General features: G+C 62.4%; 25 protein-coding genes and 1 tRNA gene. 10 read left to right on the top strand and 16 right to left on the bottom strand.

Going from position 1 to position 23,829, the window contains the following annotated elements; all coding sequences use genetic code 11:
* Positions 1 to 3 precede the first annotated feature (3 nt).
* The 5 genes from iscU to trmJ all read right to left on the bottom strand — a co-directional run bounded on the left by iscU (position 4) and on the right by trmJ (position 3,926).
* The gene (iscU, locus tag ACI2JX_RS15260; RefSeq protein ID WP_011532337.1) at positions 4 to 390 is read right to left on the bottom strand and encodes a Fe-S cluster assembly scaffold IscU; all 387 of its coding nucleotides are present in this window, start codon (positions 388 to 390) and stop codon (positions 4 to 6) included.
* A gap of 46 nt (positions 391 to 436) precedes the next feature.
* Positions 437 to 1,651, bottom strand: a complete 1,215-nt coding sequence (locus ACI2JX_RS15255; RefSeq protein WP_404690403.1) for an IscS subfamily cysteine desulfurase — start codon at positions 1,649 to 1,651, stop codon at positions 437 to 439.
* Between the two features lie 43 nt (positions 1,652 to 1,694).
* A complete protein-coding gene (gene iscR / locus ACI2JX_RS15250) occupies positions 1,695 to 2,186 on the bottom strand; it encodes a Fe-S cluster assembly transcriptional regulator IscR (protein WP_042111731.1) in 492 nt (163 codons plus the stop codon).
* Positions 2,187 to 2,351: 165 nt separating this feature from the next.
* Complete coding sequence (cysE, locus tag ACI2JX_RS15245) at positions 2,352 to 3,167, bottom strand: serine O-acetyltransferase (RefSeq protein WP_404690402.1); 816 nt, start codon at positions 3,165 to 3,167, stop codon at positions 2,352 to 2,354.
* Positions 3,168 to 3,170: 3 nt separating this feature from the next.
* Positions 3,171 to 3,926: a tRNA (cytosine(32)/uridine(32)-2'-O)-methyltransferase TrmJ gene (trmJ, locus tag ACI2JX_RS15240; protein ID WP_404690401.1), complete on the bottom strand. Its 756-nt coding sequence runs from the start codon at positions 3,924 to 3,926 to the stop codon at positions 3,171 to 3,173.
* A 151-nt stretch (positions 3,927 to 4,077) separates the two neighbouring features.
* On the opposite strand from trmJ, the gene suhB reads away from it, so the two are divergent.
* On the top strand, positions 4,078 to 4,896 hold the full coding sequence (suhB, locus tag ACI2JX_RS15235; RefSeq protein ID WP_186554093.1) for an inositol-phosphate phosphatase: 819 nt from the start codon (positions 4,078 to 4,080) through the stop codon (positions 4,894 to 4,896).
* Between the two features lie 181 nt (positions 4,897 to 5,077).
* On the opposite strand, the gene ACI2JX_RS15230 is transcribed toward suhB, so the two are convergent.
* The 6 genes from ACI2JX_RS15230 to queA form a co-directional block, all read right to left on the bottom strand.
* Complete coding sequence (locus tag ACI2JX_RS15230) at positions 5,078 to 5,626, bottom strand: glycine zipper 2TM domain-containing protein (protein WP_404690400.1); 549 nt, start codon at positions 5,624 to 5,626, stop codon at positions 5,078 to 5,080.
* A 121-nt stretch (positions 5,627 to 5,747) separates the two neighbouring features.
* The gene (gene secF / locus ACI2JX_RS15225; RefSeq protein WP_264234810.1) at positions 5,748 to 6,656 is read right to left on the bottom strand and encodes a protein translocase subunit SecF; all 909 of its coding nucleotides are present in this window, start codon (positions 6,654 to 6,656) and stop codon (positions 5,748 to 5,750) included.
* A gap of 10 nt (positions 6,657 to 6,666) precedes the next feature.
* Positions 6,667 to 8,529 carry a protein translocase subunit SecD gene (gene secD, locus ACI2JX_RS15220; RefSeq protein WP_264234809.1) on the bottom strand — a complete coding sequence of 621 codons (1,863 nt, stop codon included), beginning with the start codon at positions 8,527 to 8,529 and terminating at the stop codon, positions 6,667 to 6,669.
* Positions 8,530 to 8,592: 63 nt separating this feature from the next.
* Entirely contained in the window at positions 8,593 to 8,928 is a 336-nt protein-coding gene (gene yajC / locus ACI2JX_RS15215) for a preprotein translocase subunit YajC (protein ID WP_186554097.1), read from the bottom strand.
* Between the two features lie 55 nt (positions 8,929 to 8,983).
* Positions 8,984 to 10,099 (bottom strand): tRNA guanosine(34) transglycosylase Tgt, encoded by a 1,116-nt coding sequence (gene tgt / locus ACI2JX_RS15210; RefSeq protein WP_404690442.1) that lies wholly within the window; start codon positions 10,097 to 10,099, stop codon positions 8,984 to 8,986.
* 14 nt (positions 10,100 to 10,113) lie between these two features.
* Entirely contained in the window at positions 10,114 to 11,163 is a 1,050-nt protein-coding gene (gene queA, locus ACI2JX_RS15205; protein ID WP_404690399.1) for a tRNA preQ1(34) S-adenosylmethionine ribosyltransferase-isomerase QueA, read from the bottom strand.
* Positions 11,164 to 11,271: 108 nt separating this feature from the next.
* Between queA and ACI2JX_RS15200 the strand changes: the two genes are divergently transcribed.
* The 6 genes from ACI2JX_RS15200 to ACI2JX_RS15175 all read left to right on the top strand — a co-directional run bounded on the left by ACI2JX_RS15200 (position 11,272) and on the right by ACI2JX_RS15175 (position 16,790).
* Positions 11,272 to 11,356, top strand: a tRNA-Leu gene (locus ACI2JX_RS15200).
* 446 nt (positions 11,357 to 11,802) lie between these two features.
* Positions 11,803 to 12,036 carry a hypothetical protein gene (locus ACI2JX_RS15195; protein ID WP_404690398.1) on the top strand — a complete coding sequence of 78 codons (234 nt, stop codon included), beginning with the start codon at positions 11,803 to 11,805 and terminating at the stop codon, positions 12,034 to 12,036.
* A gap of 13 nt (positions 12,037 to 12,049) precedes the next feature.
* A complete protein-coding gene (locus tag ACI2JX_RS15190; protein WP_186554100.1) occupies positions 12,050 to 12,313 on the top strand; it encodes a DUF3077 domain-containing protein in 264 nt (87 codons plus the stop codon).
* A gap of 336 nt (positions 12,314 to 12,649) precedes the next feature.
* A complete protein-coding gene (locus ACI2JX_RS15185) occupies positions 12,650 to 13,150 on the top strand; it encodes a sigma-70 family RNA polymerase sigma factor (RefSeq protein ID WP_264234805.1) in 501 nt (166 codons plus the stop codon).
* 3 nt (positions 13,151 to 13,153) lie between these two features.
* Positions 13,154 to 14,092 (top strand): FecR domain-containing protein, encoded by a 939-nt coding sequence (locus tag ACI2JX_RS15180; RefSeq protein ID WP_404690397.1) that lies wholly within the window; start codon positions 13,154 to 13,156, stop codon positions 14,090 to 14,092.
* A 289-nt stretch (positions 14,093 to 14,381) separates the two neighbouring features.
* On the top strand, positions 14,382 to 16,790 hold the full coding sequence (locus ACI2JX_RS15175; RefSeq protein WP_404690396.1) for a TonB-dependent siderophore receptor: 2,409 nt from the start codon (positions 14,382 to 14,384) through the stop codon (positions 16,788 to 16,790).
* 56 nt (positions 16,791 to 16,846) lie between these two features.
* On the opposite strand, the gene ACI2JX_RS15170 is transcribed toward ACI2JX_RS15175, so the two are convergent.
* Positions 16,847 to 17,119 carry an addiction module antidote protein gene (locus ACI2JX_RS15170; RefSeq protein ID WP_404690395.1) on the bottom strand — a complete coding sequence of 91 codons (273 nt, stop codon included), beginning with the start codon at positions 17,117 to 17,119 and terminating at the stop codon, positions 16,847 to 16,849.
* 154 nt (positions 17,120 to 17,273) lie between these two features.
* On the opposite strand from ACI2JX_RS15170, the gene ACI2JX_RS15165 reads away from it, so the two are divergent.
* The gene (locus tag ACI2JX_RS15165) at positions 17,274 to 18,164 is read left to right on the top strand and encodes a bestrophin family protein (protein WP_264234802.1); all 891 of its coding nucleotides are present in this window, start codon (positions 17,274 to 17,276) and stop codon (positions 18,162 to 18,164) included.
* 6 nt (positions 18,165 to 18,170) lie between these two features.
* Here ACI2JX_RS15165 and phnE read toward each other — a convergent pair whose 3' ends face one another.
* From phnE to ACI2JX_RS15145, 4 genes are read right to left on the bottom strand one after another with little or no spacing between them, the layout of a single operon-like run.
* Positions 18,171 to 18,938: a phosphonate ABC transporter, permease protein PhnE gene (gene phnE / locus ACI2JX_RS15160; RefSeq protein WP_404690394.1), complete on the bottom strand. Its 768-nt coding sequence runs from the start codon at positions 18,936 to 18,938 to the stop codon at positions 18,171 to 18,173.
* The gene (locus ACI2JX_RS15155) at positions 18,935 to 19,762 is read right to left on the bottom strand and encodes a PhnE/PtxC family ABC transporter permease (RefSeq protein WP_404690393.1); all 828 of its coding nucleotides are present in this window, start codon (positions 19,760 to 19,762) and stop codon (positions 18,935 to 18,937) included. The genes phnE and ACI2JX_RS15155 overlap by 4 nt, the downstream gene beginning before the upstream one ends.
* On the bottom strand, positions 19,756 to 20,550 hold the full coding sequence (locus ACI2JX_RS15150) for a phosphonate ABC transporter ATP-binding protein (RefSeq protein ID WP_404690392.1): 795 nt from the start codon (positions 20,548 to 20,550) through the stop codon (positions 19,756 to 19,758). Before ACI2JX_RS15150 ends, ACI2JX_RS15155 begins: the two co-directional genes overlap by 7 nt.
* On the bottom strand, positions 20,547 to 21,401 hold the full coding sequence (locus ACI2JX_RS15145) for a putative selenate ABC transporter substrate-binding protein (protein ID WP_404690391.1): 855 nt from the start codon (positions 21,399 to 21,401) through the stop codon (positions 20,547 to 20,549). Before ACI2JX_RS15145 ends, ACI2JX_RS15150 begins: the two co-directional genes overlap by 4 nt.
* A 238-nt stretch (positions 21,402 to 21,639) precedes the next feature.
* On the opposite strand from ACI2JX_RS15145, the gene selD reads away from it, so the two are divergent.
* Together selD and mnmH are read left to right on the top strand one after the other, a co-directional pair.
* Positions 21,640 to 22,674, top strand: a complete 1,035-nt coding sequence (selD, locus tag ACI2JX_RS15140) for a selenide, water dikinase SelD (protein WP_264234797.1) — start codon at positions 21,640 to 21,642, stop codon at positions 22,672 to 22,674.
* Positions 22,674 to 23,786 (top strand): tRNA 2-selenouridine(34) synthase MnmH, encoded by a 1,113-nt coding sequence (gene mnmH / locus ACI2JX_RS15135; RefSeq protein ID WP_404690390.1) that lies wholly within the window; start codon positions 22,674 to 22,676, stop codon positions 23,784 to 23,786. Before selD ends, mnmH begins: the two co-directional genes overlap by 1 nt.
* The last annotated feature ends 43 nt before the right edge of the window (positions 23,787 to 23,829 follow it).

Genomic DNA, 23,829 nt, shown 5'->3' with positions numbered 1-23,829 from the left:
GACTCAGATCAAGCCTTTCTTCTGCTTGTAGTCGCGTACGGCCGCCTTGATGGCGTCTTCGGCGAGTACCGAGCAGTGGATCTTGACCGGCGGCAGCGCGAGTTCCTCAGCCAGCTGGGTGTTCTTGATGGTTTCGGCTTCGTCCAGGGTCTTGCCCTTCATCCACTCGGTGGCGAGGGAGCTGGAGGCGATGGCCGAACCGCAGCCATAGGTCTTGAACTTGGCGTCTTCGATCACGCCCTGCTCGTTGACCTTGATCTGCAGACGCATCACGTCACCGCAGGCCGGGGCGCCGACCATGCCGGTGCCGACATCCGGATCGTCGGCGTTCATCTTGCCGACGTTGCGCGGGTTTTCGTAGTGGTCGATGACCTTTTCACTGTATGCCATGGTGCAATTCCTTCCTCATCAGGGAGCCGCTCTTGCCGGCGACTGCTTAGTGGGCGGCCCACTCGATCTTGGAGATGTCGACGCCGTCTTTGTACATGTCCCACAGCGGCGAGAGCTCACGCAGCTTGTTGACTGCCTTGCAGACTTCCTGCGCGGCGTAGTCGACTTCTTCTTCAGTGGTGAAGCGGCCGAAGGAGAAGCGGATCGAGCTATGTGCCAGCTCGTCGTTACGGCCCAGAGCGCGCAGTACATAGGACGGCTCGAGCGAAGCGGAGGTGCAGGCCGAACCCGACGATACCGCGATGTCCTTGAGCGACATCAGCAGCGACTCGCCTTCAACGTAGTTGAAGCTCAGGTTCAGGTTGTGCGGCACGCGGGCAGTCTGGCTGCCGTTGACGTAGAGTTCTTCGAGGTCCGAGACCTGCTTGAAGAAGCGGTCGCTCAGGGCCTTGATGCGGACGTTCTCGCTGGCCATTTCCTGCTTGGCAATGGCGAACGCCTCGCCCATGCCGACGATCTGGTGGGTTGGCAGGGTGCCCGAACGCATGCCGCGCTCATGGCCACCGCCGTGAATGATGGCTTCCAGGCGAACCCGTGGCTTGCGGCTGACGTACAGCGCGCCGATGCCTTTCGGGCCGTAGACCTTGTGCGCCGAGAACGACATCAGGTCGACCTTGAGTTTCTGCAGGTCAATTTCGACCTTGCCAGCCGACTGGGCGGCGTCGACATGGAACAGCACGCCGCGCGAACGGGTCAGTTCACCGATGGCGGCGATGTCGTTGATCGAGCCGACTTCGTTGTTGACGTGCATCAGCGAGACCAGGATGGTGTCGTCGCGCAGCGCCGCCTCGACCTGGGTCGGGGTGACGATACCGTCTTCGCCTGGCTCGAGGTAGGTGACTTCGAAACCTTCACGCTCGAGCTGGCGAGCGGTATCCAGGACCGCCTTGTGCTCGATCTTGGAGGTGATGATGTGCTTGCCCTTGGTCTGATAGAAGTGCGCAACACCCTTCAGCGCCAGGTTGTCGGACTCGGTAGCACCGCTGGTCCAGACGATCTCGCGCGGGTCGGCGTTGATCAGCTCGGCTACTTGGCGACGGCCGTTCTCGACCGCTTCCTCGGCGCGCCAGCCGAACACGTGGGAGCGCGAAGCCGGGTTACCGAAGTTTCCGTCGACCAGCAGGCAGTCGGCCATCTTCTGGGCCACACGTGGGTCGACCGGGGTGGTCGCGGAGTAATCGAGGTAGATCGGCAACTTCATTGGGTATCTCCTATCAGGCGTTGGCGTCGCTCGTCGTCACGGTTCAGTCGACGGCGGACGTCTCAATCTTGTCCAGCTGGGCGGATCGGCCTGCGACACGGCGCAGGTCCTGGCGCTGGGCGACTTCTTGCACCTCACGGCGCATCACGAGGTCGGCCAGGCTGATGCCACTGAGGAATTCATGAATCTGCTGGCTGAGGTCGCACCACAAGTGGTGAGTCAGGCAGGTGTCACCGGCATGGCAATCCCCCAGGCCCTGGCAGCGGGTGGCATCGACCGATTCATTGACCGCGTCGATGACCTGGGCCACCTGGATGGTTTCCATGCCCCGCGACAGCTGGTAGCCACCGCCTGGACCGCGCACGCTGGAAACCAGACTGCTACGGCGCAGCTTGGCGAACAGCTGTTCCAGATAAGAGAGGGAAATGCCCTGGCGCTCGGAAATGTCGGCCAAAGACACCGGCCCATGCTGCGCGTGCAGTGCCAGGTCAAGCATGGCGGTCACGGCGTATCGGCCTTTGGTAGTCAGTCGCATGGCGTATGGGTACCACGGGAGTTACAAGATGTGAGCGAGTATGCGATTCCCGAGCATTTAAGTCAACTATAAGACCTACTGCTTTAGTCGGGTTTGCATCTGGGAGGCGGGCGCGAGTGTAGCAGACATGGGGCGTGATCACACGCCCCAGATGACGAACTGATGTCAATGCGGCTGGGTGTCGCCCTGCGCGGCTTGCTTGGCGTCGGCCGGCTTGGCCTCGCCCTGAGTCAGCTCGACGAAGTCTTCTTCAGGCAAAGCCGGCAGTTCCTTGCCACAGTAGTCGCTACCCAGGTTGGTCAGGGCGCCACACATGCCCTCCAGGCGCTCGTCGACGGCCTGCAGATGATCGAGCATCTGGCCAATCGCTCGCGCCACCGGATCGGGCATGTCGCCACTGACGCCATAGGCGTCAAAGCCGATTTTCTCGGCCATGGCCTTGCGCTTGGCCTCGACTTCGCTGTCTTCGGTCTTGACGATGATGCGCCCCGGGATACCCACCGCCGTGGCGCCTGGCGGCACTTCCTTGGTGACCACGGCGTTGGAGCCGATCTTGGCCCCGGCACCGACGGTAAACGGGCCCAGCACCTTGGCGCCGGCACCGACTACCACGCCGTTCCCCAAGGTGGGGTGGCGCTTGCCTTTATTCCAGCTGGTGCCGCCCAGGGTCACGCCTTGGTAGAGGGTGACGTCATCACCGATCTCAGCGGTCTCGCCAATGACGATACCCATGCCGTGGTCGATGAAGAAGCGCCTACCGATGGTCGCGCCGGGATGGATCTCGATACCGGTCATCCAGCGACCGAAGTTCGACACCAGCCGAGCCAGCCACTTGAAGTCTCGAACCCACAGGGCATGACCGAGACGGTGCAACCAGATGGCGTGCATCCCCGGGTAGCAGGTCAGCACCTCGAAGGCGTTGCGCGCTGCCGGGTCACGATGAAATACGCTTTGGATATCTTCACGCAGACGTTCAAACATCTTTCAGTCCTTCCGCTTATGCGGCTCGCCTCGGGCGACCTTCTGGGTCTCGGTGAGGATGCCGCGCAAAATGCTCATTTCCGAACGGTCGACCGCGCTACGCCCATACAACCGGCGCAGACGCGCCATCAGGTGCTTGGGCTTCTCGGGATCGAGGAACGCGATATCCACCAGGGTTTTTTCCAGGTGGTCGTAGAAGCGCTCCATTTCGTCCAGGGTCGCCAGCTCGCCGGCGTCCGCTTTCTCGACTTTCGCCGGTGCGCCCTGCTCGGCCAGCCAGGCCATGCGCACCTCATAGGCGAGCACCTGGACAGCGGCAGCAAGGTTCAGCGAGCTGAAGTCGGGGTTCGAGGGAATGTGCACGTGGAAGTGACATCGCTGCAGTTCGTCGTTGGTCAGGCCGGCATGCTCGCGCCCGAACACCAGGGCGATTTCCTCACCGCTGGCGGCGCGTTCAACGGCCTTGGCGCCGCACTCACGCGGGTCGAGCATGGGCCAGGGCAGGCTGCGGTCACGGGCACTGGTGCCGATCGCCAGGCTGCAACCGACCAGCGCCTGTTCCAGCGAGCCAACCACTTGGGCGCCATCGAGCACATCGTCGGCGCCGGAGGCACGGGCGCTGGCGTCGGCAGCGGGAAAGTCCAGTGGCTGAACCAGCACCAGGCGCGACAAGCCCATGTTTTTCATGGCACGAGCAGCGCCGCCGATGTTGCCGGGGTGGCTGGTATTGACCAGAACAACACGAATATTCTGCAGCAAGGTGTGTGCTCATTAGATGCGATTGAAGGGGGTATCGATCTTACAGAACCGACCAGCGTAACGCCACGAAAGCAAATGTCACACTTCTGCCGCGGGAGTTTTCTGCTAGAATGTGCGGCTTTCTTCTTTAACATCCCCAGGTGAAACGCCCATGCAGCCTATGCTGAATATCGCCCTGCGCGCTGCTCGCAGCGCCAGTGAACTGATTTTCCGCTCCATCGAACGCCTGGATAGCATCAAGGTCGACGAAAAGGAAGCCAAGGACTACGTCTCCGAAGTTGACCGCGCTGCCGAGCAGAGCATCGTCAACGCCTTGCGCAAGGCTTACCCGAACCACTCCATCCAAGGCGAAGAGACCGGCCTGCACGCTGGCTCCGGCGAAGAAGGCAAGGACTACCTGTGGATCATTGATCCGCTGGATGGCACCACCAACTTCCTGCGTGGCGTTCCTCACTTTGCGGTCAGCATCGCCTGCAAATACCGTGGTCGCCTGGAACACGCCGTGGTCCTCGACCCAGTGCGCCAGGAAGAATTCACCGCCAGCCGTGGCCGTGGCGCCCAAGTCAACGGTCGCCGCCTGCGCGTCAGCTCGCGCACCAGCCTGGAAGGCGCGCTGCTGGGTACCGGCTATCCGTTCCGCGACAACCAGATGGAAGACCTGGACAACTACCTGGGCATGTTCCGCGCCCTGACTGGCCAGACCGCCGGCATCCGCCGCGCCGGCTCCGCCAGCCTGGACCTGGCCTACGTCGCCGCTGGCCGTTTCGACGCCTACTGGGAGTCGGGCCTGTCCGAATGGGACATGGCTGCCGGCGTACTGCTGGTACAAGAAGCCGGCGGCCTGGTGAGCGACTTCAACGGTGGCCATGACTTCCTCGAGAAGGGTCATATCGTTGCGGGCAACATCAAGTGCTTCAAAGCCGTGCTGACTGCCATCCAGCCGCACGTGCCGCACTCGCTGAAACGCTGAGGCGGATTTCAGCCACAAAAAAAGCACCCTTCGGGGTGCTTTTTTTTGGCTATTGCCCTGGTGAGATGCGTGGAGCGGGCTTGCCCCGCGATAGCATGCGCCTATCTACGTAGAAAGCGAGCCTGACGCTATCGCGGGGCAAGCCCGCTCCCACGATGGACTACTCCCACGACAACTTGCCTTACTGCCCCGGCTGCGCCCGGCTCAGCACCAGCTTGCCATTTTCATCTAGCGGAATGGTCGAGCCCGGCTCGTGATCCATCTTCACCTTGCCGACCTTGTCGCCAATCGAATAGGTCACGTTGTAGCCAACCACCTTCTCGCTGAGGTCGTTGACCGTATTGCAGCGGGTTTGCGTGGTGGTGTAGGTGTCACGCTCCTGCATGCCCTCCTGCACCTTGTTACCGGCATAACCGCCACCGACCGCACCGGCCACGGTGGCGATCTTCTTGCCGGTACCACCGCCAATCTGGTTACCCAGCAAGCCGCCGGCCAGCGCACCGACCACGGTGCCGGCAATCTGGTGCTGATCCTTGACCGGCGCCTGACGGGTCACGGTGACGTCCTTGCACACTTCGCGCGGGGTCTTGACCTGCTGTTTAATCGGCTGCACGTCTGTCACCTGAGCAACCTCAGGGCCTTTGTTCACCAAGCTGTAGGTCGCCACAGCACCTCCGGCAGTGACACCGACAGCACCCAGCACCGCACCCACTAGCATTGATTTATTCACGTGAACCTCCTGATCGTACCTGCGGGTCCGAACCCGCGCTTCTCCCAGCCTTGGAGTAAAAAAAAAGCCGCGAGTTCAACACTCGCGGCTCTCTTTGCGCCAAACGGCGTAGGACAAATCCTTACGGACGGTCGTCCACACCCTCTGCCTTGACCGGCGGAATCAGGTCTTCGCTGTTCAGGTTCAGCCAGATCAGTACCACGTTGGCGATGTAGATCGACGAGTAGGTACCGGCCATGACCCCGATGAACAGTGCCAGGGAGAAGCCGAACAGGTTGTCGCCGCCGAAGAACAGCAGCGCCGCGATGGCCAGCAAGGTCGACACCGAGGTGGCGATGGTACGCAACAGGGTCTGGGTGGTCGAGACGTTGATGTTCTCGATCAGCGAAGCCTTGCGCATGACCCGGAAGTTCTCACGCACCCGGTCGAACACGACGATGGTGTCGTTGAGCGAGTAACCGATGATCGCCAGGACCGCTGCCAGCACCGTCAGGTCGAAGGTGATCTGGAAGAACGACAGGATACCTACGGTCACCACCACGTCGTGAATCAGCGAGATGATCGCGCCCACGGCGAACTTCCACTGGAAGCGGAAGGCCAGGTAGATCAACACCCCGCCCAGCGCCAGGAGCATACCCAGGCCGCCCTGGTCACGCAGCTCCTCGCCCACCTGCGGGCCGACGAACTCGACGCGCTTGAGGGTTGCCGGGTTGTCGCCACCGGCCTTCTGCAAGGCCGCCGCGACTTTGCTACCCAGTTGCGGGTCGTCGCCAGGCATACGCACCAGCAGGTCGGTGGTCGCGCCGAAGCTCTGCACCACGGCGTCGCCAAAGCCCGACTCGACCAGCTCGGCACGCACGGTTTTCAGGTCTGCCGGACGCTCGTAGGTCAGCTCGATGAGCGTACCGCCGGTGAAGTCCAGACCGAAGTTCAGGCCCTTCTGCCACCAGCTGAACAGTGCCAGCACGGTAAGCAGTACGGTGACGGCGAACGCGACATTGCGCACGCCCATGAAGTTGATGGTTTTCATGGTTATTCCCTCAAACCCACAGCTTCTTGATGTCACGCCCGCCGCAGGTCAGGTTGACCATTGCGCGGGTCACCATGACGGCGGTGAACATCGAGGTGAAAATCCCGAGGGACATGGTAACCGCGAAGCCTTTGACCGGACCGGTACCCATGGCGAACAGGATGCCGCCGACCAACAGGCTGGTCAGGTTGGCGTCGATGATCGCGGTGTAGGCACGGCTGAAGCCTTCGTGGATGGCGCGCTGTACCGTCATGCCGTTTTTCAGCTCCTCGCGAATCCGCGAGAAGATCAGCACGTTGGCGTCAACCGCCATCCCCATGGTCAACACGATACCGGCGATACCTGGCAGGGTCAGGGTCGCGCCGAGCAGCGACATCAGCGCCAGCAGCAGGATCATGTTGCCGGTCAGGGCGATGGTCGCGATCACACCGAAGCCACGGTAGATGGCGATGATGAACAGTGAGACGAACAGCATGCCCCACAGCGATGCATCGACACCCTTGGTGATGTTGTCAGCACCCAGGCTTGGACCGATGGTACGTTCTTCAGCGAAGTACATCGGTGCGGCCAGACCACCGGCACGCAGCAGCAGGGCCAGCTCGGACGATTCGCCCTGGCCGTTCAGACCGGTGATCCGGAACTGGCTGCCCAGTGGCGACTGAATGGTCGCCAGGCTGATGATCTTCTTGTCTTCCTGGAAGCTCTGAACCGGCACTTCCTTCTCGACACCGTCGACCGTCTGCTTGACGTAGCGGGTCACCGGCTTTTGCTCGATGAAGATCACCGCCATGCTGCGCCCGACGTTGCTGCGGGTAGCGCGGCTCATCAGCTCGCCGCCATGGCCATCGAGGCGAATGTTGACCTGCGGACGGCCCTGCTCGTCGAAGCTAGCCTGGGCATCGGTGACCTGGTCACCGGTGATGATCAGGCCGCGCTCGACGGGCGCCGAGCGACCACCGTCACGGAACTCGAAGACCTCAGTGGTGGCCTTGGACGCGCCCGGCTCGGCACCGAAGCGGAACTCGAGGTTGGCGGTCTTGCCGAGGATACGCTTGGCTTCGGCAGTGTCCTGCACGCCTGGCAGCTCGACCACGATGCGGTTGGCGCCTTGGCGCTGCACCAGTGGCTCAGCCACGCCCAATTCGTTGACACGGTTACGGACGGTGGTCAGGTTCTGCTTGATCGAGTATTCGCGGATCTCGGCAACTTTGGCCGGGGTCAGCGCCAGACGCAGCACGGCGAGCTCGTTGCGCTCGGTGGTGGTCAGGTCGAAATCAGTGAAATTCTTGCGGATCAGGGCACGGGCCTGTTCGCGGGTGGCGTCGTCGGAGAAGCCCAGCATGATGCCGCCGTCCTGCTGAGGCAGGCTGCGATAGCGGATCCGCTCTTTGCGCAGCAGGGTCTTCACTTCGCCTTCGTAGACTTTCATCCGGGCGCTCATGGCCTTGTCCATGTCCACTTCGAGCAGGAAGTGCACACCACCGGACAGGTCCAGACCCAGTTTCATCGGGCTTGCACCCAGGTTACGCAGCCACTGCGGGGTGGTCTGGGCCAGGTTCAGGGCCACGACGTAATCATCGCCCAGTGCCTTGCGCACCACATCCTTGGCAGGGAGCTGGTCTTCCTGGTTGGTCAGGCGCACCAGCGCACTGCCCTTCTCGCCCAGGCTACCGCCCTTCACGGCGATACCGGCATCGCTCAGCGCCTTGGTGACGCGATCGAGGTCGGCTTGGTTGACCTGCAGTGCGGAGCTCGCACCACTGATCTGCACCGCCGGATCATCCGGGTAAAGGTTGGGAGCGGAATAAATGAAACCGATCGCCAGTACCAGCACGATCAGTGCGTATTTCCACAGAGGGTATTTGTTCAGCATCACGCCGCCCGTTCAAGACGCGGGGCGCGTTGCGCGCCCCGACTGGAAAAGAAAACCGGTAACTCAGATAGCCTTGAGCGTACCTTTTGGCAGGGTCGCAGCCACGGCGCCCTTCTGGAACTTCAGCTCGACGGTGTCGGACACTTCCAGAACCACGAAATCATCGGAAACCTTGACGATTTTGCCGGCGATGCCGCCGTTGGTGACAACTTCGTCACCTTTTTGCAAGTTGCCCAGCAGGTTCTTCTGCTCTTTGGCACGCTTGGCCTGTGGACGCCAGATCATCAGGTAGAAGATGACCAGGAAGCCAACCAGGAAAATCCACTCAAAGCCAGTACCAGCAGGGCCGGCGGCCGGGGCAGCTGCGTCCGCGTAAGCGGCGGGGATCAAAAAGCTCATGTGACACTCCAGTTGTTAAGTTGCACGTGTTGAGTTGGCAATACGTGAGAGACAGTCAGTCCAAAGGCGGCACAGGCAGCCCGCGTTTGGCATAGAAGGCGTCGACAAAGGCGGCCAATTTACCTTGTTGAATAGCCTCGCGTAAACCGGCCATCAGACGCTGGTAATGACGCAAGTTATGGATCGTATTCAACATGCTGCTCAACATTTCGCCGCATTTGTCCAGGTGATGGAGATAGGCGCGGGAGAAGTTAGTGCAGGTGTAGCAATCGCAGGTCGGATCCAGCGGCGAATCATCGTGGCGATGGAACGCGTTGCGGATCTTGATCACCCCGGTATCGATGAACAGATGGCCGTTGCGCGCGTTGCGCGTCGGCATCACGCAGTCGAACATGTCGACGCCGCGGCGCACACCCTCTACAAGATTCTCGGGTTTGCCTACACCCATAAGGTAACGAGGTTTGTCAGCCGGCATCTGCGCAGGCAGATAGTCCAGCACCTTGATCATCTCGTGCTTGGGCTCACCGACCGACAGGCCGCCGATGGCCAGGCCATCGAAGTCGATGTTGACCAGCGCTTCGAGCGAGCGCATGCGCAGGTCCTGGTACATGCCACCCTGGACGATACCGAACAGCGCCGCCGTGTTGTCGCCATGGGCATTCTTCGAGCGCTGGGCCCAACGCAGCGACAACTCCATCGAGGTACGGGCGACATCATGCTCGGCCGGGTACGGCGTGCACTCGTCGAAGATCATCACGATGTCCGAGCCCAGGTCGCGCTGGACCTGCATCGACTCTTCCGGGCCCATGAACACCTTGGAGCCATCGACGGGCGAGGCGAAGGTAACGCCCTCCTCCTTGATCTTGCGCATGGCGCCCAGGCTGAACACCTGGAAACCACCCGAGTCGGTGAGGATGGGGCCTTTCCACTGCATGAAATCGTGCAGGCCATTGTGCTTCTTGATCACCTCGGTGCCCGGGCGCAGCCACAGGTGGAAGGTGTTGCCCAGGATGATCTCGGCGCCAATGGCCTCGATGTCCCGCGGCAGCATGCCCTTGACCGTGCCATAGGTACCGACCGGCATGAACGCCGGAGTCTCGACCGTGCCACGGGGGAAGGTCAGGCGACCACGACGGGCCTTGCCGTCGGTGGCCAGCAGTTCGAAGGACATTCGACAGGTGCGACTCATGCTTGATCCTCGGGGCCGCGTGGCGCCGGATTGCGGGTGATGAACATCGCATCACCGTAACTGAAGAAGCGGTACCCCTGCTCGACTGCTGCCGCATAGGCAGCCATGGTCTCGGGATAACCGGCGAAGGCCGAGACCAGCATCAGCAGCGTGGACTCCGGCAGGTGGAAGTTGGTGACCAGGGCGTCGACCACATGGAACGGCCGGCCAGGGAAGATAAAGATGTCGGTGTCGCCACTGAACGCCTTGAGCTGCCCGTCACGCGCAGCGCTCTCAAGCGAGCGCACGCTGGTCGTGCCGACGGCCACTACCCGACCACCGCGAGCGCGGCAGGCGGCAACGGCATCGACTACCTCCTGGCTGACCTCGAGCCACTCTTTATGCATGTGGTGGTCTTCGATCTTGTCGACCCGCACCGGCTGGAAGGTGCCCGCGCCCACATGCAGGGTGACGAAGGCGCGTTCAACGCCCTTGGCTGCGACCTTCTCGAGCAGCGCTTCATCGAAGTGCAGACCTGCGGTTGGCGCAGCAACGGCGCCAGCACGTTCGGCATAGACCGTCTGGTAACGCTCGCGGTCGGCACCTTCGTCTGGGCGATCGATATACGGCGGCAGCGGCATATGCCCGACCCGCTCCAGCAGCGGCAACACCTCTTCGGTGAAGCGCAGCTCGAACAGCGTGTCATGGCGCGCGACCATCTCGGCCTCGCCGCCGCCATCGATGAGGATCTGCGTCCCGGCCTTGGGCGCCTTGCTGGCGCGCACATGGGCCAGCACCCGGTGGCTGTCGAGCACCCGCTCGACCAGCACTTCGAGCTTGCCGCCGGAGGCTTTCTGGCCGAACAGCCGCGCTGGGATCACCCGGGTGTTGTTGAACACCATCAGGTCGCCCGGACGCAGGTAGTCGAGCAAATCGGTGAATTGCTGATGCACCAGCGCCCCGCTCGGTCCATCAAGAACCAGCAGTCGGCTGCCATGGCGCTCGGCCAGTGGGTGGCGGGCGATCAGGGAATCGGGGAGTTCGAAGGAAAAATCGGCGACGCGCATGATGGTGTTCGGTTCGACAGGGCCGCAAAGTTTAGCCCAACGAATGAAAATTCTCCATGAAAGCCGATTGACCGACCGAAGGACCCTCTCTATACTGCGGCGCCACAAGCCCTGATGGCGGAATTGGTAGACGCGGCGGATTCAAAATCCGTTTTCGAAAGGAGTGGGAGTTCGAGTCTCCCTCGGGGCACCAAAATCCGGAAAAAACCGACCTTGATAGGTCGGTTTTTTTTTGCCCTGATTCTGCTGCAAAACGCCACTCCTGTGAGAGCAGGCTCGCCCCGCGATGAGGCCAGCCGCCGCCCAGCCAAGCCCACACCTTCGCCGCAAAACCCCGCCAAACTTTAAGAATTTCCCCATTCCCTGTAGTCCATTTCCCAAACATACTCCGCCCGCCTTACAAGCCATTGCGGTGCTTTGGGTCGCCCTCTAGTCTCGCCCGGTCGTTGCCGATTCAACGACCGGTTTTGACAGACCGATTAGTCAAAGAACCGTATGGCTTCGTCTTTATGGCGGCTGTACGTGGGGCACCTCGTGTGCGCCGGGTTCCTTTGCTACCGGTCTGTCAACCCGCGTACAGCTGCCACCCTCTTGTTGACAGCAGGAGGTGGTAGCTCCACTCGAGCAAAGGACTTCATCATGTTAAAAATTGTCCCCGATCCACCCCACTCCCCTGAAACCTGCCACACACTCGAAGAGCTTCTGATCCAGACTGCCGAGTACCTGGTCTGCGCCCTTTCCATTGCCAACCAAAGCACGCTGTTCACCTTCAACACCCCAGCACATCCGCTCAATCTCGCCACCCTTCACGAAATCGAAGCTGCCCGTGAGTTGGTCGAAATGGCCTTGGGAAAATTACAGATATGTCACTGACATGGAGAGTCGAATGATGGGCGCAAAGACTGTTGGCAAAACCGGCTTCGGCTACGGCGATGGCGATCAACCGCTGTTCCGCGTCAACGCAGGCCACGATGCAGGCCGGGCAATGGAACAGGCCTCGGCGATGATGGCCTGCGTGCGGCGCATGACCTTGCTGGCGGCCACCGACGGGGAAGCGGACCTGGGTTGGGCCGCGCATCTGCTCAGCGATATGGTCAAGGCGGTGATGGATGATGTGGAGCTGGGCCAGGCTGAGAAGGCTGGCCATTAGCACCCGCAGCCGCTATACGCCGATGCGGCCTTACCCGCTCCACAGCATAACTTGCAGGGAGAGACTGGCTTGGTGTGCCTGTGCTGGCCTCTTCGCGGGCAAGCCCGCTCCTACAGGGGTCGAGTTGACCACAGTTTTTGCGCTACGCACCGTTCGGGTAGGAGCGAGCGTGTCCCGCGATGAGGCCAGCGCTGGCACACTTCCGGCCTTTTAACCAGTACTCATCTACCCGCACCAAACCAAACACCATCTGCATACTCAATAGCCGCCTGCCACTTGCCCCCACCCAACGATCCAGCCAACAATAGATAGAATCATTCTCAGGTACAGTCCGCCATGCCTCCAGCCGACGCCTCTGCCCTGCACGATCTCTATCACACCCACAACGGCTGGCTGAAAACCTGGCTGCGGGCGCGCCTGGGCAATTCCAGCGATGCGGCGGACCTGGCCCAGGACACCTTCCTGCGGGTACTGACCGCGCGCAATGTCGACGCCATCCGCGAGCCGCGCACCTACCTCAGCTCGATTGCCAGGGCGTTGATGATCGACCGCTTCCGCCGCCGGGCGGTGGAGCAGGCCTACCTGGATGTGTTGGCGTTGCGCCCGGAGGCGCTGGATATCTCGCCAGAAACCCGGTTGTTGATCCTGGAAACCCTGACGGCCGTGGATGCCATGCTCGATGAGATGGGGCCGCGTACGCGCACGATCTTCCTTGCGGTGCAGCTGGAGGGGCTGAGCTATGTGGCCACGGCCGAGCGCTTGGCGGTGTCGGTGACGACGGTGAAAAAACACATGATCCGCGCCATGACCCAGTGCCTGATGCTGGTCGAGGACTGAGCCGTGCTCGAGCGCAAGATTCTCCAGGCGGCAGCCACTTGGTATGTGCAGTTGCACGCTGCGCCGCCGAGCGAGGCCGAGCGCCTCGGCTGGCAAGCTTGGCTTGCCCAGGATGCGCGTCACGCCCAGGCCTGGGCGCGGGTGGAGAAGCTGCAACGGCAACTGGGTCATTTACCTGAAGAGGTCGCATTACCCACCCTTGCCGGAGTGCGGGCGCGGCGACGGGCTGTGGCCAAGGTGCTGGGGTTGTTGCTGGCCGCTGGGGCGACGGGCTGGGGCCTGCACATCATCGAACCGATTAGCTCGCGCATGGCCCAGCACCGCACGGCCAAGGGTGAGCGGCGCCATCTGCGCCTGGCCGATGGCGGGGTGTTGGATATCAACACCGACAGTGCTGTGGATATCCGCTATGGCGCTGGCTTGCGGGAAATCCAAGTGCATCGTGGCGAGGTGATGATCCAGACGGCGGCCGATCCACAAGGCCGGCCGTTTGTCGTGCATACGCCGCAGGGCAGCGTTCGTGCACTGGGTACGCGGTTCAGCGTACGCAGTGAGGGTCAGCAGAGTTTGGTTCAGGTGCTGGAGCATGCAGTCGAAGTCAGGCCTGCGGCGGCGGCCAATCGGCTGATGCGGCTTGAGGCCGGGCAGCGGGTCGCGTTTAACCGTGAGCGAGTCGATGCGCCGGAGCCGGGGGCACGGGATAGCGATGCCTGGGTGCGGGGCATGCTGATGGCGGTGGAGTGGCGCTTGGTGGACCTTGTAACTGAGCTGCAGCGCTATCGGACCGGGCGGTTGCTGTGCAGCGATGCGGTTGCCGGGTTGCGGGTCTCTGGTGGTTTTCGCTTGGATGATACCGATACGGTGCTGGAAAACCTGGCGGCGTCTTTGCCTGTCCGCGTGCATTACCTGACGCGCTACTGGGTGCGGATCGATGCGGTCTGAAAGCGTGTGCGACAGGCCCCGTGGGAGCTGGCGAAGCCTGCGATGGGCTGCGCAGCAGCCCCAGTACGCCAATGCGAGGGCTGTCGCCCTCGATCGCAGGCTTCGCCAGCTCCCACAAGCAGCCTGATCTCTCTGTCAGCAGCGGCCTGTTCACGATGGCGGTTTACTCACGAAGCGGTGGTAGTTAAAAAATGCAAATCAGGGGTTGCCGATTTTCATTCTCATTCGGCCAAGCACTGAAGCGGCGATAACTGCCGCACTGTGCCCTGCCAACCCCAAGGAACTTTCGATGTCTCGTCTTCCCCTGGCCCGCGCCGTCCAGCTGGCCCTCTTCGGCGTGCCCCTGATCGCTTTCACCACTGCCAGCGTTGCGGCGCAAGTCCAGCAGTCGACCCGTTTCGAGATTACACCCGGGCCGCTGGGCACAGCCTTGAGCGAGTTCGCCAGCGCCGCCGGGGTGACCCTGTCATTCGCCAGCGAGCAGACCCAGGGGCTCAGCTCGCCAGGCCTGCAAGGCACCTTCAGCGTGGAAGAAGGCCTGGCGCGCTTGCTCGCCGGCAGTGGCCTGCAAGCCAGCCGGCAGAGTAATGGCGGTTATGTACTGCTGCCGGCTGCCTCTGCGGCCAACGGCGCGATGGAGCTGATGCCACTGAGCATTTCCGGCAAGGCCCCTGGGGCGACCACCGAGGGCTCTGGCTCGTACACCACCGAGTCTTCGAGCAGCTCGACGCGGCTTAACCTGTCGCTCAAGGAGACCCCGCAGTCGGTCACCGTGCTGACCCGCCAACGCATGGAAGACCAGAAGCTCGACACCCTCACCGACGCCCTGGACGCCACCGCCGGTATCACCGTCATCCGCGAGAGCATCGGCGCCGACAGCACGCCCTACCTGTCCCGTGGCTTTGCCATAAGCAACTACGAGATCGACGGGGTGCCGACCTCCTCGCGCATGGACAACTACACCCAGAACACCGCGATGTACGACCGGGTCGAAGTAGTGCGCGGCGCCACTGGCCTGATCAGCGGCCTGGGCAACCCGTCGGCGACCATCAACCTGATCCGCAAGCGGCCCACCCAAGCGCCACAAGTGCTGCTGTCGGCCGAGGCCGGTAGCTGGGACCGCTACGGCCTGAGCGTGGATGTTGGCGGCGCGCTTAACGAGGCGGGCAACGTGCGCGGGCGCTTCGTCGCCGATCAGAAGGACCAGCATGCCTGGATCGACCGCTTCAATCAGGAAATCTCCACCCTGTACGGCATCAGTGAATTGGACCTGAGTGAGTCGACCTTGCTGACGCTCGGCTTCAGCCATCAGGTGACCCATGCCAATGCCCCCATGCGCACCGGCTTTCCGCTGTTCACCACCACTGGCGCGCTGACCGACATCAAGCGCTCGTTCAACAGCTCGCCGGATTGGTCCTACTACGATCGCAAGCAGAGCAGCCTGTTCACCTCGATCGAACAGCACTTCGCCAACGGGTGGAGCGGCAAGCTCGAATACAGCCATGCGCGCAACGACTACGACACCGTGGCCACCTACATGACCGGCGATATCGATGCCGCCACCGGCGCCGGGGCCTTTCTCATGCCGACCCGCTGGCAGGCCAGCCCCGAGCAGGACAACCTGGATGCCTACCTGACCGGCGCGTTTCCCTTCCTGGGTCGCGAGCATGAGCTGATCACTGGCGTAACCCTGTCGCGCATCGAAGAACGTGGCACCGCCAACTACGGCGGCTGGCAGCGGCGCGGCACCTACGATGGCGACATCGACAACATCTACACCTGGAACGGCCAAGCGCCCAAGCCGCGCTTTACCAAGATCGGCGAGAGTGACCTGACCGAAACCCAGTACGCCGCCTACCTGACCTCGCGCTGGCACCTGACCGACGCGGCCAGCCTGATTCTCGGCACCCGCGTAGTGGACTGGAACCGCGAAACCACCAACCGCATCTACGGTGGCGCGACCACCAAGACCGAGCGCACCGAAACCGGCATCGTCATCCCCTATGCTGGCTTGGTCTACGACCTGGACGATACCTGGACCGCCTATGCCAGCTACACCCAGATCTTCAATCCGCAGAATGCCAACATCCGCGATGTCAGCGGCTCGCCACTCGATCCGCAGGAAGGCACCGGCTATGAGATTGGACTAAAGGCAGGCTTCTATGAAGGTCGGCTCAATGCCAGCCTGGCGCTGTTCCGGGTCGAGCAGGACAACCTCGCCGTGGCCGATGGCGACAACCTGCAGCCTAATAACTTCCAGGCCTACCGTGCCGAGAGCGGCACCACCAGCGAAGGGGCCGAGCTGGAACTCAACGGCGAAATCCGCGAGGGCTGGCAGCTCACCGGCGGTTACTCCTACAGCGTCAGTTTCGATGACGACGACAAGCGTATCGTCACCGAAATCCCGCGTAACAGCGTCAAGCTGTTCACCACTTACCGCCTGCCGGGCGCGCTCGACAAGCTGACCGTCGGCGGCGGTGTCAACTGGCAGAGCGAGACGGGCTACAACACCAGCTACGCCACCACCCAGAGCAGTTACGCCCTGACCAGCCTGATGGCGCGCTACCAGATCAGCCCGTCGTTGTCGGCAACCTTGAACGTCAACAACCTGTTCGACAAGGAATACTACTCGACCACCGCAGCCGGGCTATACGGCGCCCCGCGCAACTTCATGACCACCCTGCGCTACGCCTATTGAAGCAACGGCCACTGCTAGAGCTCGCTCATGCAAATGTAGATCTGCCCGTCCTCGTTTTAGCGCGGTAGCAGTGCATGGGGCTGAGCGAGCAGATCAATTCCAAGGGCGCGAATCACTTTAAGGGCCGTATCAAACCGTGGTTTTGCGCCTGGACCGAAAGTCTTGTAGAGGCTTTCTCGGCCCAGACCGGTTTGCTGAGCGATTTGCGCCATCCCACGCGCCTTGGCAATGTGACCAATGGCACGCAAGATTTCATCGGTATCCCCATCAGCAAGTACCTGGGTCAGGTACTCGCTGATAGCTTCATCACTGTCCAATAAATCAGCCATATCAAACGGGAGTCGATTTCCCAACCGAGGGTCAGCTTCGTCCCGGTAAGTGGAAGTCAAAAACGTTTCGACACACCCGCGCGACGAACAGCAGCGAACCTTGCCCGCCAGCCGGCGTCCGAACCTGCATCCGCTTCGTTTCGAGGTTCGCCGTTTGAAAGAGATCATCGCGCGCAAGATCCGCCTGGTGGTGAAGACCTTCGGCTATATCGGCTGGTCGCTGTTCTGGCTGCTGATCTGGGATGTATTGGTCACCATCGATTTCATGCTGTTCTTCAACAGCAAGTTCACCCTGCCACTGATGCCGCTGACCTTGCTCGGTTCGGCGCTGGTGGTGCTGGTGAGCTTTCGCAACAGCAGTGCCTACAACCGCTGGTGGGAGGCGCGCACGCTGTGGGGGGCGCTGGTCAACAGTTCGCGCAGCTTCGCCCGCCAGGTGCTGACGCTGATCGACGACGGCGACGAGGGCTTGAACCCGGTCAAGGCCACCTTGTTACGCCGGCATGTGGCTTACGTGAACTGCCTGGCGGCGCACCTGAAGGGGGAGAAATGCCCGGACGAACTGATGGCGTTCATCCCGCCGCAGGAGTTCGAGCGGCGCAATCGTTCGAATAATTTCGCCAACGATATCCTCAGCGGCTCAGCCGCGCTGCTGGCGCGCGAATACAAGGCCGGGCGGCTGGACAGCATTCGCCTGGCACGGCTGGAGTCGACCCTGGTGGACCTGTCCAATGCCCAGGGCGGCATGGAGCGCATCGCCAATACGCCGCTGCCCTACCCTTACGTGTACTTTCCGCGGCTGTTCATTTCGTTGTTCTGCCTGATCGTGCCGATTGGCCTGGTGGAGTCGCTGGGTTGGTTCACGCCACTGGCCTCGACCGTGGTCGGTTTCATGCTGCTGGCGATCGAGCGGATTGGTACCGACCTGCAGAGCCCATTTCGTTTCAGTGAGCACCAGATTCAGATGGACACCATCTGCGAGACCATCGAGCGCAATCTGGAGTCGATGCAGCGTGAGGCGCAGTGCGACGAACGGGTGCAATGAAGCCGCTCACACGCGCACGTAACGCTGACGCAGCAGGTCGCTCAGCGCGTCGACCAGCAACACCAGCACCAGCATGCCGATGATCACCGTGCTGGCCTGAGCTTCCTGGAACAAGCTCAGGGTGGTGTAGAGCATCTGCCCCAGGCCACCCGCACCGACAAAGCCGAGCACGCTGGCCATGCGGATGTTGTTTTCCCAGCGGTACAAGCTGTAGGCGAGCATCTGTGGCCAGAGATTGGGCAGGGTGCCGTAGCAAAACGCCGCAATTTGGCTGGCGCCCTGCAAGCGGATCGCCTCGGCAGGTTCGCTGGGGGTGTTTTCCAGCGCTTCGGCGAACAGCCTGCCGAGCACGCCGGTTGTATGCAGCGCCAGCGCCAGGGTGCCGGCATTGGGGCCCAGGCCTGCGGCCAGTACGGTCAAGGCGGCCCAGACCAGCTCGGGGATCGCCCGCAAGGCATTGAGCAGCAGGCGCGCGACGCCTTGCAGCGGCCAGCCGAAACGCCCTGCGGCAGGTAACGCCAAGAGCAAACCAAGAACCATCGCCAGCAAGGTGCCCAGACCAGACATGGCCAAGGTTTCCAGCGCCCCACGCATGACCGCGCGCAGGTGCTCGGCAGAGACGTCCGGGCTGAGAAAGCGCGTCGCATACTCGCCCATCTGCGCCAGTCCACCACTGCCCATGACTGCGGCCAGGTCCAGCTCTAGATAGCCAAACGAAGCGACCACCGCCAGCACAATCGCCAGTAACACCAGCAGGTTGATCGCCCGGCTCATGCCAGCCTCCCGCGCAGAAAGCGGCTCAAAAGGTCTGCCAGCATCACCAACAGCAGGAAGGTCAGCAGCATGCTCGCCACCTCGGCGCCGGCGAACATGCGCATCGATAGATCGATCTGCTGCCCCAGGCCTCCGGCGCCAACGAAGCCCATCACCACCGAGGCGCGTATCGCACACTCCCAGCGGTACACGGTGTACGACACCAACTCGCTCGCCGCACCCGGCACGATGCCGTAGAAGAACGCCAGCAACCGACCGCTGCCCGCCTGCAGCAACGCGTGCGCCGGGCGCTGGTCGACCGACTCGTAAATTTCCGCGTAGACCTTGCCGAGCATGCCGCTGTAGGTGATGGCGATCGCCAGCACCCCAGCGGTCGGCCCCAGCCCGACCGCGCGTACGAACAGCAAGGCCCAGACGATTTCCGGCACGCTGCGCAAAAAGATCAACACACCGCGCACTGGCAGGCGCAACAGACGCGCGCCAGCCGTCAGCCGCCCGGCGTTGGAGGCGGCGCGCAGCGACAGCGCACGGCTGGCCAGCAGGCTCGCCGGCAGCGCCAGGATCAATGCCAACGCCATGCCGGCAGTGGCCACGGCCAGGGTCTGTACAGTGGCTTCGAACAACAACGACAGGAACGCCGGATCGTGCGCAGGCGGCCAGAACGCGCTGAGGAAATTGGCCATCTGCCGACGGTTTTCTGCCTGCAGCAGAACGCCGGGGTTCAGCTCGCTCAGCTGCAACCCCGGCCACAGTAGCGCCAGGCACAACAAGGTAAACAGCAGCCGAGGCAGCGCGGCCGGGTCGCGGCGCTCGACGCTCAGCATCGTGGCAACTGCACCAATTTGCTCGGCGCCGTTATCGTCGGCGCCAGCAACTGCTCGTTGGCGTACAGCGCATCGAGCATGCCTACGCTGACCTCATTGGCCGGGCGGTCGAACACCACTTGCCCCTCACGGATGCCAACGATGCGTGGAAAGTGCGCCAACGCCAACTCCACCGCGTGCAGGCTGGCGACCAAGGTCACGCCGTGCGCCTGGGCATGGCGATTGAGCAGGCTCAAGCTGTGCTCTGCGAGTACCGGATCCATGGCCGACACCGGCTCATCGGTAAGCAGCACCTCGGGCCGCTGATACAACGCCCGAGCGATGCCCACGCGTTGCAACTGGCCGCCAGAGAGTTGCCCACATTGCACGAACATCTTGTCTGCCATACCCAGCGCCGCCAACGCCTGCCGCGCACCCGGCACGTCGGTGGGACAGATCAGATTGAGCAGCCCACGCAGCATGCCCCACTGCCCCAGACGGCCAGCCAGTACCGCGGTGATGACACGCTGGCGCGAAGGCAACGGTGGCGCCTGGTGCACCAGGCCGACCCGCGCCCGCAAGCGCTGACGAGCGCGTGCCGAGAGTGCCCAGGGCTGCTCACCGAGCACCTCCAGGTGACCGGCGCTAGGCCGAACGGCCGTGGCGATCAGGTGCAGCAAGCTGGACTTGCCCGCCCCCGAGGGCCCGATGATCGCCACCCGTTCGCCACGCTCGATCAGCAGATCGAGCGCCTCCAGGGCACGCACCTGGCCGTGGCGCAAGCTCGCCCCGTGCAGGCGAATAGTCACTTGAGCAGCCCGGCCTCGCGTGCGGCTTCCTCGGTGCCCTTGTAGTTATCGGGGCTGGTTTCGATGAAGCGGCTGGCAGCCTGTAGATCGAGAATCGCCTTGTGCTCAGGGTTGGCCGGATCCAGATCGAGGAAGGCTTGCTTGATCTTGGTTTTCAAGCCGGCGTCCATGTTGCCGCGCACGGTCCAGTTGTAGTCGTAGTAGGTCGGTGTGGTGGCGAACACTTTGACCTTGTCGGTATCGACCTTGCCGGCGTCGACCAGCTTCTGCCAGACACTGGCATTGAGCACACCGGCATCGGCCTTGCCGGCCTGGACCCAGGCCACGGTGGCATCGTGGGCGCCGGAATAGGCCACGCGGCTGAAGTAGGTTTCAGGCTTGATGTTGTCGTTCTTGAGCATGAAGTAACGCGGCATCAGGCTGCCGGAGGTCGATGAGACAGAGCCGAAGGCGAAGGTCTTGCCTTTGAGGTCGGCCAGGCTCTTCACATTAGGGTCGGCGGTGATGAATTTGCTGGTGAACTTGGCGTCCTGCTCGCGCTGCACCAGCGGGGTGGCGTTGGGGTCTTTGAGGTGCACCTGAACGAAGGTGAAACCGCCCAGCCAGGCCAGGTCGAGCTTGTCGCTGGCCAGGGCCTCGACCACTGCCGGGTAGTCGGCCACTGGCACGAACGTCACCTCCATGCCCAACTGCTGGTGCAGGTATTCGCCCAGCGGCTTGAACTTGCGCAGCAATTCAGTGGGCGCTTCGTCGGGGATGGCGCTGACCCTGAGGGTTTCGGCAGCCTGGGTGAGGACAGCACAGCACGAGAACACAAGGCCTGCGGCGAGCGCCAGTGGACGTTTGAGCATAGGAGTTTCTCCGGTTCGAGGACGGGGAAGACTGGGTGTTGCCAGTTTGGCGGTAGTGCCGGCCTCATCGCGGGGCAAGCCCGCTCCCACGCAGATGGCTGAGAACTCAAAGGCGCGGGAGCGGGCTTGCCCCGCGAAGAGGCCAACCCTGACACCTCGCAACACCCGTCGAAGTATAGTGCCCATGGCCCAAACGCCAGGTTTGCTAGACTCGCCCAACACACAATGCGAGGTGCGTATGAGCGAGCCGATTCGTCTTACCCAGTACAGCCACGGTGCCGGTTGCGGCTGCAAGATCTCGCCCAAGGTGCTGGATGTGATCCTCGCCGAGAGCGGCACTCAGGCCCTAGATCCGAACCTGTGGGTCGGCAACGCCTCGCGTGACGACGCTGCCGTCTATGCCCTGGATGATGAACGCGGGGTGGTCTCGACCACCGACTTCTTTATGCCGATCGTCGACGACCCATACGATTTCGGCCGCATCGCCGCCACCAACGCCATCAGCGACATCTACGCCATGGGCGGTGACCCGCTGATGGCCATCGCCATCCTCGGCTGGCCGATCAACGTATTGCCGCCCGAAGTTGCGCGCGAAGTCATCCGGGGTGGGCGCGCAGTCTGCGCCGAAGCCGGTATCCCCTTGGCCGGCGGACATTCCATCGATGCCCCTGAGCCGATCTTCGGCCTGGCCGTGACCGGCGTGGTCAACAAACGCCATCTCAAGCGCAACGACACCGCCACGGCCGGTTGCCGCCTGTACCTGACCAAACCGCTGGGCATCGGCATCCTTACCACGGCAGAAAAAAAGGCCAAGCTGCGCGAGCAAGACCAGGGCCTGGCACGAGACTGGATGTGCACCCTGAACACCCCAGGCAGTCACTTTGGCAAGCTCGATGGAGTCAAGGCGATGACCGACGTGACCGGCTTTGGCCTGCTGGGCCACCTGGTGGAACTGGCTGAAGGCAGCGGCCTGACGGCGCGCCTGGATTATCGAGCCGTGCCGCGTCTGCCGAGCGTCGAGCATTACCTGGCCGAGGGCTGCATCCCTGGCGGAACCTTGCGCAACTACGACAGCTATGGGCACAAGATCGGCGTGCTGAGCGAGCAACAGCAACAGCTATTGTGTGACCCACAGACCAGTGGTGGCCTGCTGGTGGCGGTCAGCCCTGAGGGTGAGGCGCAGTTTCTGGCGGTGGCCACTGAACTTGGCCTGCAGCTGTCGCCGATTGGCGAGCTGGTAGAACGACAGCGCCACGCGGTCGAGGTGATTTGATGCGCCCTGACTGCACCGACTACCGCCAGCTGTTTCTCGATGATGCGCCAATGATGGACATGCGTGCGCCCATCGAGTTTGCCAAGGGTGCGTTCCCCGGCGTGGTCAACCTGCCGCTGATGAACGATCAGGAGCGGCAGAAAGTAGGTACTTGCTACAAACAGCACGGCCAGGCCGCGGCCATTAGCCTCGGCCATCAACTGGTCAGCGGCGCGACCAAGGACGAGCGGCTATACGCATGGGCGTCCTTTGCCAAGGCTCATCCCAATGGTTACCTGTACTGCTTTCGCGGCGGCCTGCGTTCGCTGATCGTGCAGCAGTGGCTGCGTGAAGAAGTGGGCATCGCCTACCCCAGGGTCAGGGGCGGCTATAAGGCCATGCGTACGTTTTTACTGCAAACCACTCAACAGGCCGCAGCTCAATGCGACTTCGTCCTGCTAGGCGGTTTGACTGGCACTGGCAAGACTGAGGTGCTCCACCAACTGAACAATGTGCTGGATCTGGAAGGCCACGCCAATCATCGCGGCTCGAGCTTCGGCAAGCGCGCGAGCGCCCAGCCGGTGCAGATCGACTTCGAAAACCGCCTGGCCATCGATGTGCTGAAAAAGCGCGCGCGCGGCATCGAGCAATTCGTGCTGGAGGATGAAGGGCGGATCATTGGCAGCTGCACCCTGCCGCTGGAGCTCTACCAAGGCATGCAGCACTATCCATTGGTGTGGTTGGAAGACAGTTTTGCCAACCGGGTCGAGCGCATCCTGCGCGATTATGTCATCCATCTGTCTGCCGAGTTCGTTGACCTGCACGGGCCTGAGCATGGCCCTCGGCTGTATGCCGAACGCATGCTGCAGAGCATGGCCAATATCCACAAGCGGCTGGGTGGCGAGCGATTCCAGCGGCTGGCTGAATGGCTCAAGCAGGCCCTTGATGAGCAGCTGCGCAGTGGTGCAGTGGAGCTGCATCGAGGGTGGATCGAGGGGTTGCTCAAGGAGTATTACGATCCGATGTATGCCTACCAGCGCTCGGCCAAGGCCGAACGCATCGAGTTTGCTGGGGATGCAATAGAGGTGCAGGCCTATCTGAAGGCTCGCCGCCAGCGCCAGGCTCGTGGATAACGTCAGACAAGGGTGACTTGGCCGTTGGCAGTCACCTCGATTT

The organism is Pseudomonas sp. NPDC088890, assembly GCF_044900155.1.
In the GTDB taxonomy this organism is placed as follows: domain Bacteria; phylum Pseudomonadota; class Gammaproteobacteria; order Pseudomonadales; family Pseudomonadaceae; genus Aquipseudomonas; species Aquipseudomonas urmiensis.
The sequence above is the reverse complement of the archived record's forward strand: the minus strand, read 5'-3'. Positions and strand labels throughout refer to the sequence as shown.